This is a genomic window from Streptomyces inusitatus (genome assembly GCF_014651115.1).
In the GTDB taxonomy this organism is placed as follows: Bacteria; Actinomycetota; Actinomycetes; order Streptomycetales; family Streptomycetaceae; genus Streptomyces; species Streptomyces amakusaensis.
Genome location: NZ_BMWG01000002.1, coordinates 289,955 through 306,596 on the forward strand (window position 1 = coordinate 289,955; position 16,642 = coordinate 306,596).

At 72.6% G+C, this 16,642-nt stretch carries 18 protein-coding genes; 5 read left to right on the top strand and 13 right to left on the bottom strand.

The features are described 5' to 3' along the window. Positions 1-50 precede the first annotated feature (50 nt). From IE247_RS05070 to tsaB, 4 genes are read right to left on the bottom strand one after another with little or no spacing between them, the layout of a single operon-like run. On the bottom strand, positions 51-326 hold the full coding sequence (locus IE247_RS05070; protein WP_190121671.1) for a hypothetical protein: 276 nt from the start codon (positions 324-326) through the stop codon (positions 51-53). Next, on the bottom strand, positions 323-1,450 hold the full coding sequence (gene tsaD / locus IE247_RS05075; protein ID WP_190122085.1) for a tRNA (adenosine(37)-N6)-threonylcarbamoyltransferase complex transferase subunit TsaD: 1,128 nt from the start codon (positions 1,448-1,450) through the stop codon (positions 323-325). Before tsaD ends, IE247_RS05070 begins: the two co-directional genes overlap by 4 nt. Continuing rightward, the gene (gene rimI / locus IE247_RS05080; RefSeq protein WP_190122086.1) at positions 1,447-1,899 is read right to left on the bottom strand and encodes a ribosomal protein S18-alanine N-acetyltransferase; all 453 of its coding nucleotides are present in this window, start codon (positions 1,897-1,899) and stop codon (positions 1,447-1,449) included. The genes tsaD and rimI overlap by 4 nt, the downstream gene beginning before the upstream one ends. A gap of 29 nt (positions 1,900-1,928) precedes the next feature. Then, the gene (gene tsaB, locus IE247_RS05085; protein WP_190121672.1) at positions 1,929-2,582 is read right to left on the bottom strand and encodes a tRNA (adenosine(37)-N6)-threonylcarbamoyltransferase complex dimerization subunit type 1 TsaB; all 654 of its coding nucleotides are present in this window, start codon (positions 2,580-2,582) and stop codon (positions 1,929-1,931) included. Positions 2,583-2,721: 139 nt separating this feature from the next. Here tsaB and IE247_RS05090 point away from each other — a divergent pair, with 139 nt between their 5' ends. Next, entirely contained in the window at positions 2,722-3,249 is a 528-nt protein-coding gene (locus IE247_RS05090) for a hypothetical protein (RefSeq protein WP_190122087.1), read from the top strand. Positions 3,250-3,360: 111 nt separating this feature from the next. Here the strand turns inward: IE247_RS05090 and IE247_RS05095 are convergent, their stop codons facing one another. The 5 genes from IE247_RS05095 to IE247_RS05115 all read right to left on the bottom strand — a co-directional run bounded on the left by IE247_RS05095 (position 3,361) and on the right by IE247_RS05115 (position 8,293). After that, positions 3,361-3,624: a hypothetical protein gene (locus IE247_RS05095; RefSeq protein WP_190122134.1), complete on the bottom strand. Its 264-nt coding sequence runs from the start codon at positions 3,622-3,624 to the stop codon at positions 3,361-3,363. Positions 3,625-3,814: 190 nt separating this feature from the next. Continuing rightward, positions 3,815-4,324: a tRNA (adenosine(37)-N6)-threonylcarbamoyltransferase complex ATPase subunit type 1 TsaE gene (tsaE, locus tag IE247_RS05100; protein ID WP_190121673.1), complete on the bottom strand. Its 510-nt coding sequence runs from the start codon at positions 4,322-4,324 to the stop codon at positions 3,815-3,817. Next, the gene (locus IE247_RS05105; protein WP_190121674.1) at positions 4,296-5,510 is read right to left on the bottom strand and encodes an alpha/beta fold hydrolase; all 1,215 of its coding nucleotides are present in this window, start codon (positions 5,508-5,510) and stop codon (positions 4,296-4,298) included. The genes tsaE and IE247_RS05105 overlap by 29 nt, the downstream gene beginning before the upstream one ends. 111 nt (positions 5,511-5,621) lie before the next feature. After that, positions 5,622-6,779, bottom strand: coding sequence for an alanine racemase (gene alr / locus IE247_RS05110; protein WP_190121675.1), 1,158 nt, complete (start codon positions 6,777-6,779; stop codon positions 5,622-5,624). Between the two features lie 71 nt (positions 6,780-6,850). After that, positions 6,851-8,293: an NAD(P)H-hydrate dehydratase gene (locus tag IE247_RS05115; RefSeq protein WP_190121676.1), complete on the bottom strand. Its 1,443-nt coding sequence runs from the start codon at positions 8,291-8,293 to the stop codon at positions 6,851-6,853. Between the two features lie 189 nt (positions 8,294-8,482). On the opposite strand from IE247_RS05115, the gene IE247_RS05120 reads away from it, so the two are divergent. Beyond that, entirely contained in the window at positions 8,483-9,055 is a 573-nt protein-coding gene (locus IE247_RS05120; RefSeq protein ID WP_190121677.1) for a hypothetical protein, read from the top strand. Between the two features lie 26 nt (positions 9,056-9,081). Continuing rightward, on the top strand, positions 9,082-11,268 hold the full coding sequence (locus tag IE247_RS05125; protein WP_229868670.1) for an SMP-30/gluconolactonase/LRE family protein: 2,187 nt from the start codon (positions 9,082-9,084) through the stop codon (positions 11,266-11,268). 81 nt (positions 11,269-11,349) lie between these two features. Here the strand turns inward: IE247_RS05125 and IE247_RS05130 are convergent, their stop codons facing one another. Further along, positions 11,350-11,718 carry a holo-ACP synthase gene (locus IE247_RS05130; protein ID WP_190121679.1) on the bottom strand — a complete coding sequence of 123 codons (369 nt, stop codon included), beginning with the start codon at positions 11,716-11,718 and terminating at the stop codon, positions 11,350-11,352. Between the two features lie 175 nt (positions 11,719-11,893). Between IE247_RS05130 and coaA the strand changes: the two genes are divergently transcribed. Then, positions 11,894-12,919 carry a type I pantothenate kinase gene (coaA, locus tag IE247_RS05135; protein WP_190122088.1) on the top strand — a complete coding sequence of 342 codons (1,026 nt, stop codon included), beginning with the start codon at positions 11,894-11,896 and terminating at the stop codon, positions 12,917-12,919. Positions 12,920-12,929: 10 nt separating this feature from the next. Beyond that, on the top strand, positions 12,930-13,868 hold the full coding sequence (locus tag IE247_RS05140) for a DUF389 domain-containing protein (RefSeq protein WP_190121680.1): 939 nt from the start codon (positions 12,930-12,932) through the stop codon (positions 13,866-13,868). A gap of 161 nt (positions 13,869-14,029) precedes the next feature. Here the strand turns inward: IE247_RS05140 and glmM are convergent, their stop codons facing one another. The 3 genes from glmM to rplM form a co-directional block, all read right to left on the bottom strand. Next, positions 14,030-15,388 carry a phosphoglucosamine mutase gene (gene glmM / locus IE247_RS05145; protein ID WP_190121681.1) on the bottom strand — a complete coding sequence of 453 codons (1,359 nt, stop codon included), beginning with the start codon at positions 15,386-15,388 and terminating at the stop codon, positions 14,030-14,032. Positions 15,389-15,592: 204 nt separating this feature from the next. Further along, complete coding sequence (rpsI, locus tag IE247_RS05150; protein WP_190121682.1) at positions 15,593-16,120, bottom strand: 30S ribosomal protein S9; 528 nt, start codon at positions 16,118-16,120, stop codon at positions 15,593-15,595. 41 nt (positions 16,121-16,161) lie between these two features. Continuing rightward, a complete protein-coding gene (gene rplM, locus IE247_RS05155) occupies positions 16,162-16,605 on the bottom strand; it encodes a 50S ribosomal protein L13 (RefSeq protein ID WP_190121683.1) in 444 nt (147 codons plus the stop codon). Positions 16,606-16,642 lie beyond the last annotated feature (37 nt).

Here is a 16,642-nt window from a genome sequence, read left to right on the forward strand (position 1 = left end):
GCGGGGAAGAACACGGGAGCAGCCGGGCCGAGCCGGTCAGCCGGTGCCGGTCAGCCGGTGCCGAGGGACTCGAACCGCCAGCGGTGCACCGCCCTGGTGATCAGGTCCGCCGAGGGCTCCGGCAGCTCCGGCAGCGCAGCCCCCTCCTCCGCCGGGGCCTCCCACCAGGTCATCACCAGCACCCGGTCCTGCCCGGCGCGGAAGGTCTCCCGGCGCAGCGGCTCCCGCGCCGTCCGCTGGGCGCGGGCCCACTCCAGCAGCTCCGCGCCCCGGCCCCGGGCGGCCCGGGCCTCCCACATCAGCGTGATGACGCGCGGCGCGGTCATGAGTAGAGGTTGTCCTTGCTGATCTCGTGCACATGGTCGTGGTCATGACTGTGGCTGTGGCTGTGCGAGTGACCGTGGGCCCCGGGCACATGGGGGTCCGTCACCGGGAGCGAGGAGTCCGCCGACAGCTCCAGGTCCGACGGGGGCCGGTTGCGCGCCACCATCTCCGCGCCGAGCGCCGCGACCATCGCGCCGTTGTCCGTGCAGAGCCCGGGCCGGGGCACCCGCAGCCGGATGCCGGCCCGCTCGCAGCGCTCCTGGGCGAGCGCCCGCAGCCGGGAGTTGGCGGCGACGCCGCCGCCGATCATCAGATGGTCGACCCCCTCGTCCACACAGGCCCGTACCGCCTTGCGCGTCAGCACATCGACCACGGCCTCCTGGAAGGACGCCGCCACGTCCCGTACCGGCACTTCCTCGCCGCTGGCGCGCTTGGCCTCGATCCAGCGGGCGACCGAGGTCTTCAGCCCGGAGAAGGAGAAGTCGTACGCGGGGTCGCGCGAGCCGCTCAGTCCGCGCGGGAAGGCGATCGCCTTCGGGTCGCCCTCGCGCGCCAGCCGGTCGATCACCGGACCGCCGGGGAAGCCGAGGTCGAGCACTCGGGCGATCTTGTCGAAGGCCTCGCCCGCCGCGTCGTCGATGGTCGAGCCGAGCGGCCGTACATCGCTGGTGATGTCGGGGGCGAGCAGCAGCGAGGAGTGCCCGCCGGAGACCAGCAGCGCCATCGTGGGCTCGGGGAGCTTGCCGTGCTCCAGCTGGTCGACGCAGATGTGCGAGGCCAGGTGGTTCACCCCGTAGAGCGGTTTGCCGAGGGCGTACGCGTACGCCTTGGCCGCCGACACACCCACCAGCAGCGCCCCGGCGAGGCCGGGGCCCGCGGTGACCGCGATGCCGTCGAGGTCGCGGGCGGAGATCCCGGCCTCCTTCAGGGCCCGCTCGATCGTCGGGACCATCGCCTCCAGATGCGCCCGGGAGGCGATCTCGGGGACCACTCCGCCGAAGCGGGCGTGGGTGTCCACGCTGGAGGCGACGGCGTCGGCGAGCAGGGTCGTGCCGCGCACGATGCCGACACCGGTCTCGTCGCAGGAGGTCTCGATACCGAGTACCAGCGGTTCGTCAGCCATCAGTAAACATTCCCTTGCACATGGAGCCGCATGACGAGCGCGTCGACATTGCCGGGCTGGTAGTAGCCGCGGCGGAATCCAATGGGCTCAAAACCGAAGCGCTCGTACAGCTTCTGGGCCCTGATGTTGTCCACCCGCACTTCGAGGAGGACCTCGTCGCACTCGAAGGCGGTGGCGTGGCGCAGCAGATCGGTGAGGAGCCGGGCGCCGAGGCCGGTGCCCCACTGCTCGCGCGCGACGGCGATGGTCTGGACGTCGCCGAGGCCGCCCGCCGCCGCGAGGCCGCCGTATCCGACGATCTTCCCGTCGGACTCGGCGACGGCGTAGCGGCGGGTGGCGCGCGGGCCCCGGGCGTGGGCCAGCTCGGACCAGAACATCCCGGCCGACCAGGCGTCCTCCGGGAAGAGGGTGTGTTCGAGGTCGAGTACGGGCTCAAGGTCCCACCAGCGCATCTCGCGCAGCACGGGCTCCGAGGCGGTGCTCACTTCGGGGTGACCACCTTGTAGTTCTTCGGCACCTGGGCGTCCGGCCTGCGCAGATAGAGCGGCAGCGGGGGGAGGAACTCCTCGCCCCGGGCGAGCTTCTCGGCGGCGAGCGAGGCGAGCGCTCCGGCGGAGACGTACTCGGGGTCGCGGGCGTCGGGGAAGGCGTCGGGGTAGAGCAGGGCTCCCGCGCCGACGGCGGGCAGTCCGGCGAGGGACTCGGCGATGTCGGCGGGGCGGTCCACGGCGGGCTCGCCGACGCGCTCGCGCGCGTTGGCGTACCTCGCCCAGTAGACCTCCTTGCGGCGGGCGTCCGTGGCGACCACGAAGGGCTCGTCCAGGCCGGAGGCGTGGGCGAGGCCGTCCAGGGTGCACAGCCCGTACACCGGCACGCCCAGCGCGGAGCCGAAGCTCGCTGCGGTGACCAGGCCGACCCTCAGCCCGGTGTACGGGCCGGGGCCGACGCCGGTGACGACGGCGGTGACGGAGTCGAGTTTCACCCCGGCGGCGGCGAGGACCCGGTCGACGGCGGGCAGCAGCAGCTCGCCGTGTCGGCGCGCGTCCACCCGACTGGACTCGGCGATGACGGAGACGCCGTCGTGAAGGGCGGCGGTGACGGCGGGGGTGGCGGTATCCACGGCGAGCAAGAGCACGCAAACAGCCTACGGCTCCCGCGCGGGCGGTTGCGGCGCCCCGGTGCGACGGACGGCTGCTGCTACGGTCGCCCGAAGACATAAACATTCAAAAGACCGCGAAAGGTGGGACACCGTGGCACGGAGGAGTTCGGGACTGGTGGCCGGGCTCACGGCCGCCGCGCTGGCCGCCGTCGGTTTCCTCGCCTACCAGGCCTCGGCGAGCGTCCCCGACGCCTTCGGCGCGGCGGGCAGGCCGAACGCGGCCCCCTCGGCGAAGGCCCCCGAGCAGAAGCCGAGGGATCCGCTCGCGCTGCCCGCGGACTCCGGCTCCGGCACCCGGGTCGTCTACGCCGTGACCGACCGGCGGGTATGGCTGGTCACCGGGAAGCGGAAGGTGAGCCGCACTTTCCAGATCATGCCGTCGACGGTGCACCCGCCGCCCGGTTCGTACGCGGTGACCTCCCGCTCCGGGCAGGTCTCGGGGTCGGACGGGGTCGCGATCGAGCATGTGGTGCGGTTCGCGTCCGTGGGCGATGTGGTGGTCGGCTTCAGCGCGGCGGTCAACGGCTCGCTGGCGGAGCCGGACCCGGAGAAGCGGACGGGCGGTGTCCGGATGATGCGGGCGGACGGGGACTCGATGTGGCGGTTCGCCACGATCGGCACCAAGGTGGTCGTGGTCCCGTAGCCGGTTTCGCGGGGCCCGTGAGCGGGTCCGGAGCCCCTCCGTGGATACGCTCGTACGCGTGACGCCGCGGGCGGGCGCCGACTGGACGGCCGACCCGCGCCCGGAGCGGGGTCAGGCGGCGTCGCGGCCCGCGGCCCGGTGCCTGGAGACCTCGGCCCTGGCCAGACCCGGACGGACCGGCGGCGCGGCCGGAGTGGCCGGCGGGGTGGAGACCGCGCGGGCCGCCGCGCAGGAGGCCAGCAGATCGCGCATCGAGGGCATGGGGGGCGTGGCGGGCAGGGCGGACGCGGTCAGAACGGGTGGCCGGGACGGCTCGGCGGACCGCCGGGGCCCATGGGCCGTACGGGGCTGGGACTCGCGCTCGGACGCCGACATGGTTGCCTCCCGGATCACGGGGCCAGGCTTGGTTAGGTAAACCTAACCCGCTCTCCGTACCATGTGAACACGCCCGGCCGGGCCCGCGCAACATTTTCCCGACATGTTGTCGGAATATCCAGAGCCACGGCCGTCCCGCGTGTCCCCCGGCCCCTCCGGCCGGCCCCGATCGGCCTCCGACCGGCCCCGGTCAGACTCCGGCCAGCTCCACGCCCGCCCAGCGCGCGCCGTACCCCGTCAGCGCGACCTGGCGGCGGTCGTCGTCCGTGTCACCGACGACGCGGTGGATCACCACATGGAGCCGGCCGTCGGAGAGGTCCTCGACCTTGCCGTCGCCCCACTCCACGACCACCACCGACTCCGGGAGCGAGACGTCGAGATCGAGATCCTCCATCTCGTCCAGACCGCCGCCGAGCCGGTAGGCGTCCACATGGACCAGGGCCGGGCCGCCGGTCAGGGAGGGGTGGACCCGGGCGATGACGAAGGTGGGCGAGGTGACCGCGCCGCGCACGCCGAGGCCTTCGCCGAGGCCCCGGGTGAGGGTGGTCTTGCCCGCGCCCAGCTCGCCGGTGAGCATCACCAGATCGCCGGGGCGCAGCAGTTTCGCGAGCCGTCGTCCCAGTTCCCGCATCTGTTCGGCGGAGTCGACGGCGAGGTGGGCGGCGGACGTCTCAGCCGCCGGGCTGTGCGGTGCTTCCATACGGGCCAACGTTAGCGGCTGACGGCACGGCCCCGACCCGGGCGAGCAGATCGGCGAGCCGGTCGGTGACCGCCTCGGGGTGCTCCAGCATCACCAGATGCCCGGCATCCGGGACGATGACCAGCTCCGCTTCGGGCAGCAGATCGGCGATCGCCTCGCTGTGCGTGCTGGGGGTGACCAGGTCCCGGTCCCCGGCGAGCACCAGCACCGGGACGGCACGGAAGGCGGCCAGGTCGGCGGCCTTGTCGTGCTCGTCGAAGGCGGGGTAGAACTCGGCGACCACATCGATGGGAGTGCTTTCGATCATCCGCTCCGCGAACCGGGCCACCGCCGGGTCCACCTCCTTGGAGGAGAAGGAGTAGCGCTTGATCAGGCCCGCGAAGAGATCGGCGGTGGCCCGCCGGCCGCGCTCCACCAGCTCGGTCTGCGAGCCGAGGGCGCGCAGCACCCCGGGGAGCACCCGGCGCACCGCGTTGACCCCGGCGACCGGCAGTCCGTAGTCGACCTCGCCGAGCCTTCCGCTGGAGGTGCCGACCAGGGCGACGCCGACGACCCGGTCCCGGATCAGCTCGGGGAACTGGTGGGCGAGCGCCATCATCGTCATGCCGCCCATGGAGTGGCCCACCAGCACCAGCGGGCCCTCGGGGGCCGCCGCGTCGATGACGGCCTTGAGGTCGCGGCCCAGCCGGTCGATGGAGACGGGCACCCGGTCGGGGCCGGACTGGGAGGCTCCGCGCGCGGAGCGGCCGTGGCTGCGCTGGTCCCAGTGGACGGTGCGGACCAGTCCGCGCAGGGCGGCGCGCTGGAAGTGCCAGGAGTCCTGGTTCAGGCAGTAGCCGTGGCTGAAGACGACAGTGACGGGGGCGGGCCTCTTGCGGCCGAAGAGCCTGCGCCGGCGGGTCGCGGCGGGCCCCGGGCCCGGCTCGCCGGGCGGAGCCGGGTCGCCGATCTCGTCCGTCTCGTAGTAGAGCTGGGTGCCGTCGTCGGCGGTCGCCCGGCCGGGGGTGCCGCGCAGCGCGCCGTACGGTCCGGCGACGTCGAGGGCGAGCTGTGCCTTGCGCCGCAGCGAGCGGCCCACGGTGAGCCGCTCGACGGCGACCCCGGCGGCCGCGCCCGCCGCGATCACGCCCAGCGCCGCGCCCGCGATGCCCGCGCGCCGCCAGTTGCCCGTGCTGGTCTCGCTCACCGTGCCGCCCTCCTCGCCGTCGTGCCTCGCCGTCGTGCCCGGGACCGGTGCCGGTCCGGCCGGTCCGGTTGCCGCTCAGTCGCGCCGTTACGCCGTCGCGCCCTCGGCCCGTCAGGCCTGCGTCGGGTGCAGATGGATCCGGGGGACCCGGGCCCCGATGCGGGTGACGATCTCGTACGCGATGGTGTCGGCGGCCTCCGCCCAGTCCTGCGCGGTGGGCTCGCCCCGGGTGCCGGGGCCGAAGAGGATCGCCTCCGCACCCTCCTGGATCTTGCGGCCGCCGAGGTCGACGACGAACTGGTCCATCGCGATCCGTCCGGCGGCCCGGTGCCACTCGCCGCCGATCATGACCGGGGCGCGGCCGGAGGCGTGGCGGGGGATGCCGTCCCCGTATCCGGCGGGGACGAGTCCGAGGGTGGTCTCCTCGGAGGTGATGTAGTGGTGGCCGTAGCTGACGCCGTGGCCTGCCGGGACCCGCTTCACCAGGGCGATGGAGGCGGCGAGGGTCATGACGGGCCGCAGGCCCAGCTCCTGGGCGGTGCCCAGCTCGGGGGCGGGGGAGACGCCGTACATCGCGATGCCGGTGCGCACGAGGTCGAAGTGGGACTCGGGGAGGGTGAGCGTGGCCGGGGAGTTCGCCAGATGGCGGACCTCGGGGTCGACGCCCTCGCCCTCGGCGTACGCGACCATCTCGCGGAAGACGGTGAGCTGGCGGTCGATGGAGGGGTGGCCCGGCTCGTCGGCGCACGCGAGGTGCGACCAGAGGCCGGTGACGGTGACGGTCCCCTCGGCCTGGGCCGCGAGCGCGGCGGCGACCAGCTCGGGCCAGTCGGCGCTCTGACAGCCGTTGCGGCCGAGGCCTGTGTCGGCCTTGAGCTGGATACGGGCGGGCCGGCCCGCCTCGCGGGCGGCGGCGGTGACCTCGGCGAGCGCCCACATCCCGCTGACGGACATGTCGAGGTCCGCCTCGATCCCCTCCCGCCAGGGGTCGCCCGGGGCCCAGAGCCAGCACATGATCCGCCCGGGGATCCCGGCCGCGCGCAGCGCCAGGGCCTCCTGCGGGGTCGCGGTCCCCACCCAGGTCGCCCCGGCCTCGATCGCCGCGCGGGCGCACGGGACCGCGCCGTGTCCGTACGCGTCCGACTTCACGACCGCCATCAGGGCGGCGCGGGGCGCGCGGGCCCGCAGCGAGCGCACATTGGCGCGCAGGGCGTCGAGGTCGATCTCGGCACGGACTCGGCCGGGCGGCGGCGGTGGTGTCTGGGTCATCGCGGCAATTCTCTCAGAGCCCCGCGCCCCGCCCTCACTCGACAGGTCCCGCTCCCGGCGGGCCCGGCGCGTCAGCCGACGGCGCGGACGTCGTGCCAGGCGGCCGGGAGGGCCCGCGCGACCTCGGAGGAGGTGATGGGTACGCCCTCGGCGGCGGCGATACGGGCGGCGAGGCCGTGGAGGTAGGCGGCGGCGGTGGCGGCGTCGTACGGGGAGAGCCCGGCGGCGAGGAGGGAACCCGCGAGGCCGGAGAGGACATCGCCGCTGCCGGCGGTCGCGAGCCAGGGGGTGCCCATCGGGTCGACCCGTACGGGGATCCGCCCGTCGGGCTCCGCGATCAGCGTGGTCGAGCCCTTGAGCAGCACGGTGGCCCCGTAGCGCGCGGCGAGTTCGCGCACGGCCGCCAGCCGCGCCGACTCCACCTCCTCGCGGGCGACTCCGAGCAGCGCCGCGGCCTCCCCCGCGTGCGGGGTGAGCAGGGTCGGGGCGGTGCGCCGCGTCACGTCCCCGGCGTCGAGCAGCCGCAGTCCGTCCGCGTCGACCAGCACCGGTACGCCGGAGGCGAGCACCTCGCGCACCGCGTCCCGGTCCTCCCCCAGCCCCGGGCCGACCGCCCACGCCTGGACGCGGCCCGCCTTCGCGGGCGGTCCGGCGTGCACCAGGGTCTCCGGGAAGCGGGCGACGACCGCCTCGGCCGCGTGTCCGACGTACCGCACCGCGCCCGCACCGCCGCGCAGCGCGCCCGCGACGGCGAGGAGCGCCGCGCCCGGGTAGCGGGCGGATCCGGCGACGACGCCGACGACGCCGCGCCGGTACTTGTCGCTCTCGCCGGACGGTTCGGGCAGCAGGGCGGCCACGTCGTGGTGTTGCGGGGACTCCAGTTCCGGCACGGAGGGCAGCACCGGTTCGAGGCCGATGTCCACGAGCCGGACGGTCCCGGCGAGGGCGCGGGCGGGGTCGATCAGCAGCGCCGGTTTGTGGACGCCGAAGGTGACGGTGACGTCCGCGCGCAGCGCCTCGCCGAGCACCTCGCCGCTGTCCGCCTCGACCCCGCTGGGGAGGTCGACGGCGACGATGACGGCATTGGAGCCGCGCGCGGCTCGGGCGACGGGGATCGCGTCGGGGCGGAGCCCGCCCCGGCCTCCGATGCCGGTGATCCCGTCGACGACCAGATCGGCGGAGGCCAGCACCGCGAAGGGGTCCTCGGCGACCCGGCCGCCCGCGCGGATCAGGGCGGCGAGCCCGGCGGGATGGGTCCGGCCGGGGGCGAGCGGCACGGCGTGCACCCCCGCCCCCCGGCGGGCGAGCGCCGCGCCCGCGTAGAGGGCGTCCCCGCCGTTGGCCCCGGCGCCGACCAGCAGGACGACCCTGGATCCGTACACCCTGCCGAGCAGTTCGGCGCAGACGGCGGCGAGTCCGGCGGCGGCCCTCCTCATCAGGGCGTCCTCGGGCAGCCGCGCGATCAGCTCTGCCTCGGCGCTTCTGACGGTCTCCACGCGGTAAGCGGTACGCATGATCCCGAGTCTGCCGCAGCGACGGCCCGCGCGCCGGGCGAACGGCCGTGCGTCGGGGCGCGGTTCCGGCGGGCCGGGCGGGCGGAGCGGTCCGCGGCGAAGGGTTGACGAACCCTCAAGTGGAACTTAGGTTTGCCTTACCTAAGCGGCCACTGGCTCTGTGTCCGCACTCCGAAAGGTGTCCTCTCCATGCGTTCTGCCGTCCGCACCGCCTCGCGCGCCGCCCTCGCCGTCGTCGGAGCCGCCGCCCTCACCCTGGGCCTGGCCTCCTCCGCCTCGGCGGCCACCGTGGACCGCACGATCAACGACGGCGGAACGCCGTACACCCTCTCGGTGACCGCGCCCTCCACGGCCCCGGCCTCCGGCGCCAACGTCAATGTCACGGGCAGCGGCTACAACCAGTCCCAGGGCATCTACGTCGGCCTCTGCGCCGTCCCGGCGGGTGTCGATGTCAACGACAAGACCACCTGGAACAGCAAGCCCACCCCGTGTCTGGGCGGCCAGGACGAGTCCGGCTCCACCGGCGCCTCGCACTGGATCAACAACACCTGGTACTGGATGTCCCCGAACAACTCCTCGCCCTACACCGACGGTGCGAACGGCACGGGCGGCTTCAATGTGAACATCCACGTCAAGGCGAAGATCAGCGCCTCCGTCACCTGCGGCCAGGGGGGCGTCACCTGCGCCATCGTCACCCGCGCCGACCACTTCGACAGCAACGACCGCAAGTACGATGTCTACGTTCCGGTGACCTTCTCCTAATCATGCCCTCACGCACCAGAAGACCCATGAGGGGAAGCCGGGTCGCGGCCACCGCGCTGCTGCTCGTGGCGGGCCTGACCGCCGCGGGCCAGGCGCGGGCGGCCGACCCCGGCGGCCCCGGCGGCCCCGGCGAGGGCACCGGCCCCACCGGGCAGAAGCTGACCGTCTCCGCGGTCAAGGACCTCGACCCGGCCGGCCAGCGCGTCACCGTGACCGGTTCGGGCTACGACCCCCTCCAGGGCGTCTATCTGGCCCTCTGCGCCCTTCCGAAGAAGCCCGGCGAGGCCCCGAGCCCCTGCCTGGGCGGCATGGATCTGACCGGCGGCTCGGGCTCCTCCATCTGGATCTCCAACAACCCCCCGTCGCACGGCGAGGGTCTCACCCGGCCCTTCACCGTGAAGGACGGCAAAGGCGGTTTCACCTTCGATCTGAACATCAAGATCAAGGACAGCAACGCCGACTGCGGTCGGCAGACCTGCGGCATCGTCACCCGCGCCGACCACACGGACACCGGCGACCGGAACCAGGACGTCATCGTCCCCGTCACCTTCGGCAAGGGCACACCGCCCACCCCGGAGGTTCCCCCCGGCACGGTGCGCCACACCGAGGTGCGCCAGTACGTGCCGCAGAACGGCGTGGTGGACGCCGAGGTGGACGCGGCCAAGGGACGGCTCTACGTCAGCAGCGTCGGCACCGCCGGCAAGGGGCGGCTCTCGGTCTACGAGACCGGGTCCGGGGCCCTGGTCGGCCGGCCCGTCGAACTGCCGGGCGTCGCCCAGTCGCTGGCGCTCGACGGCGACTCCGGCGAGCTGCATCTCGGACTCGACGGCCGGGTTGCCACGTACATCCCCGAGTCGGGCCTGCTCTTCGACGAGCGGACACCCGTGAAGGAGACGAGCGTCGGACTGCTGGCGATGGACCCGGCCGCGGACCGGCTCTATGTCACCAACAAGAGCTACACCGCGCCCACGGTGACGGTCTACGACACCAAGAACGAGAAGTGGGAGGCGGTCGGCGAACCGGTCAAGCTCGCCGCCATGGCGACCGATCTCTCCGTGGACACCGAACGGCACCGCGGCCACACCGTCTCCGTGGGAGCGGTCGCCGACCCGGACACCAAGCAGCGGCACTACATCAACCATCTCGACTCGTTCGACGGAGCCACCGGCAAGCGGGTCGACACCCTCAACCTCGGCACCGGGCTGCTGGGCAGCCAGGGCGTGACCATCGACTCCGAGGGCGGCACCGGCTACGTCGCCAACACCGCGGACAACTCGATCTACACCGTGGACCTGGAAGCCAACAAGGTCACCGGATCGGTGGTGGTCAGCGGCAACCCGAAGTCGCTCGCGTACGACTCCGGCACCGGGCTGCTCTACGCCACCCAGTTCACGGGCGGCACGGTCGCCGTCGTGGACATGGCGCGGCACAAGGTCGTCCAGACGCTGGAGACCGGCAAACGGCCCACCGGCCTGACCCTGGACGCCGAGAACCACACGCTGTTCACGGTCTCGAACGGAACGGGCGCGGTCGTCCAGACCCAGCGCCAGGTCTCACCGTCGGTGACCGCCGAACCGAAGGCGGTCTCGGTGCGGGCGGGCGAGCAGGCGGTCCTCAGGGCCACCGCCGCGGCGACCCCCGAGCCGAAGGTCTCCTGGGAGGTCAGCGGCGACGACGGCGGCAGCTGGCAGCCGATCTCCCACGCCTACGGCACAGAGTTCTCCTTCAGGGCGACCGTGGAGCACGACGGCAACCGCTACCGCGCCGTGTTCTCCAACCCGGTCGGCAGCACCCGCTCTGCGGGGGCCGAGGTGACCGTCACCGCGGCGCCCGACCCCGACCCGGATCCAGACCCGGATCCGTCGCCGAGCGAGGAGGAACCGGATCCCGACCCCGATCCGGACCCGGACCCGGAACCCGACCCCGGTGACACCGGCGGGTCCCAAGGCTCCGCCGGAGGCTCGGGCGACACCGGCTCCACCGGAGGCTCGGACTCGGGAGGCCCGAGCACCTCCGGCGGCACCGGAAGCTCAGCCTCCGGCGGCACGGCGGGCGGCGGCACCACCGGCACCACCGGCGGGGCCTCCGCCCACGGCGGGGACGGCAGGCTCGCCTCCACCGGCTCCGCCATGATCCCGATCGCCCTCGGCGCGGCGATCCTGACCGCCGCCGGCGCGGCGGCCGTCATGCTGCGACGCCGAATCCCGGCGTAAACCGGGCCCGGACCGGCTCGGCCCCCCTCCCGCTCATCGGCCGGGAGGGGGGCCGGGCCACGCCCGTGCGCGATACAGGGCTCACCCCTCGGCGATCACCACCGCCGACGCCACCCCCGCGTCATGGCTCAGCGAGATGTGCCAGGACCGCACCCCCAGCTCCTCGGCCCGCGCCGCGACCGTCCCGTACACCCGAAGGCGCGGCCGGCCGCTCTCCTCGACGTACACCTCGGCATCGGTCCAGTGCAGCCCGGCGGGCGCGCCGAGCGCCTTGGCCAGCGCCTCCTTCGCGGCGAACCGCGCCGCCAGCGAGGCGGGCCCGCGCCGCTCCCCGCTGGGCAGCAGCAGCTCGCTCTCCAGGAAGAGCCGCGCCGCCATGCCCGGCGTACGCCTCAGCGACGCCGCGAACCGGTCGATCTCCGCGACATCGATCCCCACCCCAATGATCATCCGCTCACTCCGCTGTCACCGTTCCGCCGGACTCCCGGCCGTCCGCCATCATGGCAAACCACGGCCGACGGCCGACGTAACCCATGATTGCCGCACATGTCGGGGCCCCGCGACGGCCGCGCGTGACCGAGCACACCACCCGTAAGCCCCGCGCACCCCCGACAATGTGAGGGTGATCTCTTCGCCGCCACAGAGCACACGGGCCGCCTCGCCGGGCTCGCCCTCCGCCGCCCACCGCCGGGCCGAGCACGGGCCGACCCCGTACGTCGACCTCACCCGCGCCGAGTGGAGCGCCCTGCGGGACAAGACCCCGCTGCCGCTGACCGCCGAGGAGGTCGAGCGGCTGCGCGGCCTCGGGGACGTCATCGACCTGGACGAGGTACGGGACGTCTATCTGCCGCTCTCCCGGCTGCTCAACCTCTATGTCCAGGCCACCGGCGAGCTGCGCGGCGCGCTGAACACCTTCCTCGGGGACGCGGGACACGGCCAGGGCGAGCAGCGCGGCACCCCCTTCGTCATAGGGGTCGCCGGCTCGGTCGCCGTCGGCAAGTCCACCGTCGCCAGGACCCTCCAGGCCCTGCTCGCCCGCTGGCCCGAGCACCCGCGCGTCGAGCTGGTGACCACGGACGGCTTCCTCTACCCGATGAAGGAGCTCCAGTCGCGCGGGCTGATGTCGCGGAAAGGTTTCCCCGAGTCCTACGACCGGCGGGCCCTGACCCGCTTCGTCGCCGACATCAAGGCGGGCAAGGACGAGGTCAGCGCGCCGGTCTACTCCCATCTGATCTACGACATCGTCCCCGACGAGCGTCTGGTCGTCCGCCGGCCGGACATTCTGATCGTGGAGGGCCTCAATGTCCTCCAGCCCGCCCTGCCGGGCAGCGACGGCCGCACCCGGATGGGGCTCGCGGACTACTTCGACTTCTCGGTGTACGTGGACGCCCGCGCCGACGACATCGAGCGCTGGTATCTGAGCCGCTTCCGCCAGCTGCGCGAGACCGCCTTCCAGAACCCGTTCTCGTACTTCCGGAAGTACACCCAGGTCTCCGAGGAGGAGGCCCTGAACTACGCCCGCACCATGTGGCGCACGATCAACAAGCCGAACCTGCTGGAGAACGTGGCTCCGACTCGCGGCCGTGCCACGCTGGTGCTGCGCAAGGGCCCCGATCACAAGGTCCAGCGCCTGTCGCTGCGCAAACTCTGAGGAGCCCCGTGTGCTGCATCTGCGCCTGATCACCCCGGCCGACCGCACCGCCGAGGTGGTGCGGCTGGTGGAGCGGACCGTCGGCACCACCCATCTGGCCGTGGTGCCGGGCGCGGCGCTCCATCCGCAGGGCGATCTGGTGATGTGCGACGTCGCGCGGGAGGCGGGGGACGAGCTGATCGGCGCGCTGCGGGGGCTCGGGATCGACGAGTGCGGCTCGATCGCCGTCGAGAACATCGATCTCTCGCTCTCCCAGCACGCCGACGAGGCGGAGCGGGAGGCCCCCGGGGAGGGGGCGGACGCGGTGATCTGGGAGCAGTTGGCGGACGCGTCCCACGAGGAGTCGACGCTCTCCGTGACCTACATCGCCTTCCTGTCGCTGGCGACGATGATCGCGGCCTGCGGGGTGGTGCTGGACAACGCGATCCTGATCGTGGGCGCGATGGCGGTGGGTCCTGAGTTCGGCCCGCTGGCGGGGGTCTGCGCCGGGCTGGTTCAGCGGGCTCCGAAGCTGCTGTGGCGCTCACTGGTGGCGCTGGTGGTGGGGTTCGCGGCGGCCATGGCGATCACCGTGGGGTTCAGCTTCCTGATGGCCTGGCTCGGCCAGTTCGATGTGGCGCAGTTGGAGGCCGCCCGGCCCAACACGAGCTTCATCTACCAGCCGGACACCTTCTCGCTGGTGGTGGCGGTGCTGGCGGGCATCGCCGGGATGCTCTCCCTGACCTCCGCGAAGTCCGGGGCCCTGGTCGGTGTCGCCATCTCGGTGACGACGGTCCCGGCGGCGGCGAACGCGGCGGTGGCGTTCTCCTTCCAGGAGTACCGGCAGGCCTGGGGGTCCGTCGAGCAGCTGCTGCTCAATCTGCTGGGCATCGCCCTCGCGGGGACGCTGACCCTCGTCGTCCAGAAGATCCTGTGGGCCCGCCGGCACAGGCTGCCCCGCACCGGCTGACCCACAGGGTCTCAGCCCGCCCGGGGCTCCCCCCGGGCGAAGCCCAGGGGGAGCTTCAGGAAGCCATCCTTTTAGCTGTACAGGAGGTCAATTCCAGCCTGTCCGGCGATTGAGGACAAAACCCGCACCACAAGGCCCCGCACCCAACAACCTGGCAAACCTCACCCCAGCGACAGCTTCACCACATCGGCGAGGCGTTCCGCGACCGAGCGCGCCTGCTCGATGTCGGCCGCCTCCACCATCACCCGTACCAGGGGCTCCGTCCCGGACGGCCGCAGCAGCACCCGCCCGGTCGCCCCCAGCTCGCGCTCCGCCTCGGCGACGGCGTTCGCCAGCTCGGCGGAGGTGTGGACCCGCGACTTGTCGACATCGGGGACGTTGATCAGCACCTGCGGCAGCCGCTCCATCACCCCGGCCAGCTCCGCGAGCGACCGCCCGGTCGCCGCGACCCTGGCGGCGAGGAGCAGCCCGGTGAGGGTGCCGTCGCCGGTGGTGGCGTGGTCGAGGATGATCACGTGCCCGGACTGCTCGCCGCCGAGCGCGTATCCGTCGCGTTTCATCGATTCGAGGACGTAGCGGTCGCCGACCGCCGTCTGCACCAGCTCCACTCCCTCGCGCTCCATCGCGATCTTGAAGCCGAGGTTGGACATGACGGTGCCGACCACGGTGTTCCCGCGCAGCGTCCCCGCCTCGCGCATGGCCAGCGCCAGCACCGCGAGGATCTGGTCGCCGTCGACCTCCGCGCCGGATCCGTCGACCGCCAGGCAGCGGTCGGCGTCGCCGTCGTGCGCGATGCCGAAGTCCGCGCCGTGCTCGACCACGGCCGCCTTGAGCTGCCCCAGATGGGTCGATCCGCAGCCGTCGTTGATGTTGAGCCCGTCGGGGGCCGCGCCGATGGTGACGACCTGCGCGCCGGCCCGGGTGAAGGCCTCGGGCGACACCTTCGCGGCCGCTCCGTGCGCCTCGTCCAGGACGATCCTGAGCCCGTCGAGCCGGTTGGGCACGGAGGCGACGAGATGGGTGACGTACCGCTCGAAGCCCTGGTCGTAGTCGGTGACCCGGCCGACGCCCGCCCCGGTCGGCCGGCCCCACGGAGCACCGGTGCGGTGCTGCTCGTAGATCGCCTCGATCCGCTCCTCCAGCTCGTCGGCGAGCTTGTGGCCGCCGCGCGCGAGAAGCTTGATCCCGTTGTCGGGCATGGCGTTGTGGCTGGCGGAGAGCATCACGCCGAAGTCGGCGTCGAGCGCGCCGGTCAGATACGCCACCGCCGGAGTGGGCAGCACGCCGACCCGCAGGACGTCCACACCGGCGCTCGCGAGGCCCGCCACGACGGCGGCCTCCAGAAACTCCCCCGACGCCCGTGGATCTCGTCCGACCACGGCGGTCGGCCGGTGCCCCGCGGAGATTCCCGCCTCGGCGAGCACATGCGCTGCGGCCACCGAGAGGCCCAGCGCCAGCTCCGCCGTCAGATCCGCGTTGGCGACACCGCGCACACCGTCCGTGCCGAAGAGTCGTCCCACAGCTGTCCTCCGAAATTGGTCCGTGATGCTCCGAAACAGCAAGCCTATGAACGCGTTATGCCCGTTCTACGCCCGAGGTGCTGGTGAATGCGCGCTCCGGGCCGTGGTGAATGGGCGCGTTCACGGCCCGGCCATGGGAAAGACGTACGCCCCGGCAGCACTGAGTGCTGCCGGGGCGTACGGAAATACAGGCCGAGCAGGCGATTAACGCTTGCTGTACTGCGGGGCCTTACGGGCCTTCTTCAGACCGGCCTTCTTGCGCTCGACCGCACGGTCGTCGCGGCTCAGGAAGCCGGCCTTCTTCAGCGTGGCGCGGTTGTTGTCCACGTCCGCCTCGTTCAGCGCACGGGCCACACCCAGGCGCAGCGCGCCGGCCTGACCGGAGACACCGCCGCCCGAGATGCGGGCGATGACGTCGTAGCGGTCGTCGAGCTCAAGCACCTTGAAGGGCTCGTTGACTTCCTGCTGGTGCACCTTGTTGGGGAAGTAGTCCTCAAGGGTGCGACCGTTGATCTTCCACTTGCCGGTGCCCGGGACGATCCGGACGCGGGCGATGGCGTTCTTGCGACGGCCCAGGCCGGCGGCCGGCTGGGGGTCACCAAAACGGGACGCGAGGGACTCGGAGGTGTACTCGCCCTCGACGGGCGCCTCCGACTCGAAGGTGGTGACCTCGGCGTAGGTCTCGGTCTCTTCGACCTCGACGACGGGGGCTTCGGCGGTGGTCTCGGCCACGATTTTCCTCAGATTCTTTTCGTCTTAGGGGATGGCCGGAACTACTGCGCGACCTGGGTGATCTCGAACGGTACAGGCTGCTGAGCAGCGTGCGGGTGGTTCTCGCCCGCGTAGACCTTCAGCTTCGAGAGCATCTGACGGCCCAGGGTGTTCTTGGGGATCATGCCCTTGATGGCCTTCTCCACAGCCTTCTCGGGGCTCTTGGAAAGCAGCTCGTCGTAACGGACGGAGCGCAGACCGCCCGGGAAGCCGGAGTGGCGGTACGCCATCTTCTGGGTCTTCTTGTTGCCGGAGAGGTGGACCTTCTCGGCGTTGATGATGATGACGAAGTCGCCCATGTCCATGTGGGGGGCGTAGGTCGGCTTGTGCTTGCCCCGGAGGAGGTTCGCTGCCGTAGTCGCCAGACGGCCCAGGACGATGTCCTGCGCGTCGATGATGTGCCACTGGCGCGTGACATCGCCGGGCTTGGGGCTGTACGTACGCACGGTCGTAGCCTTCGCTTCTTCAGTGAGTGGGTCTCCC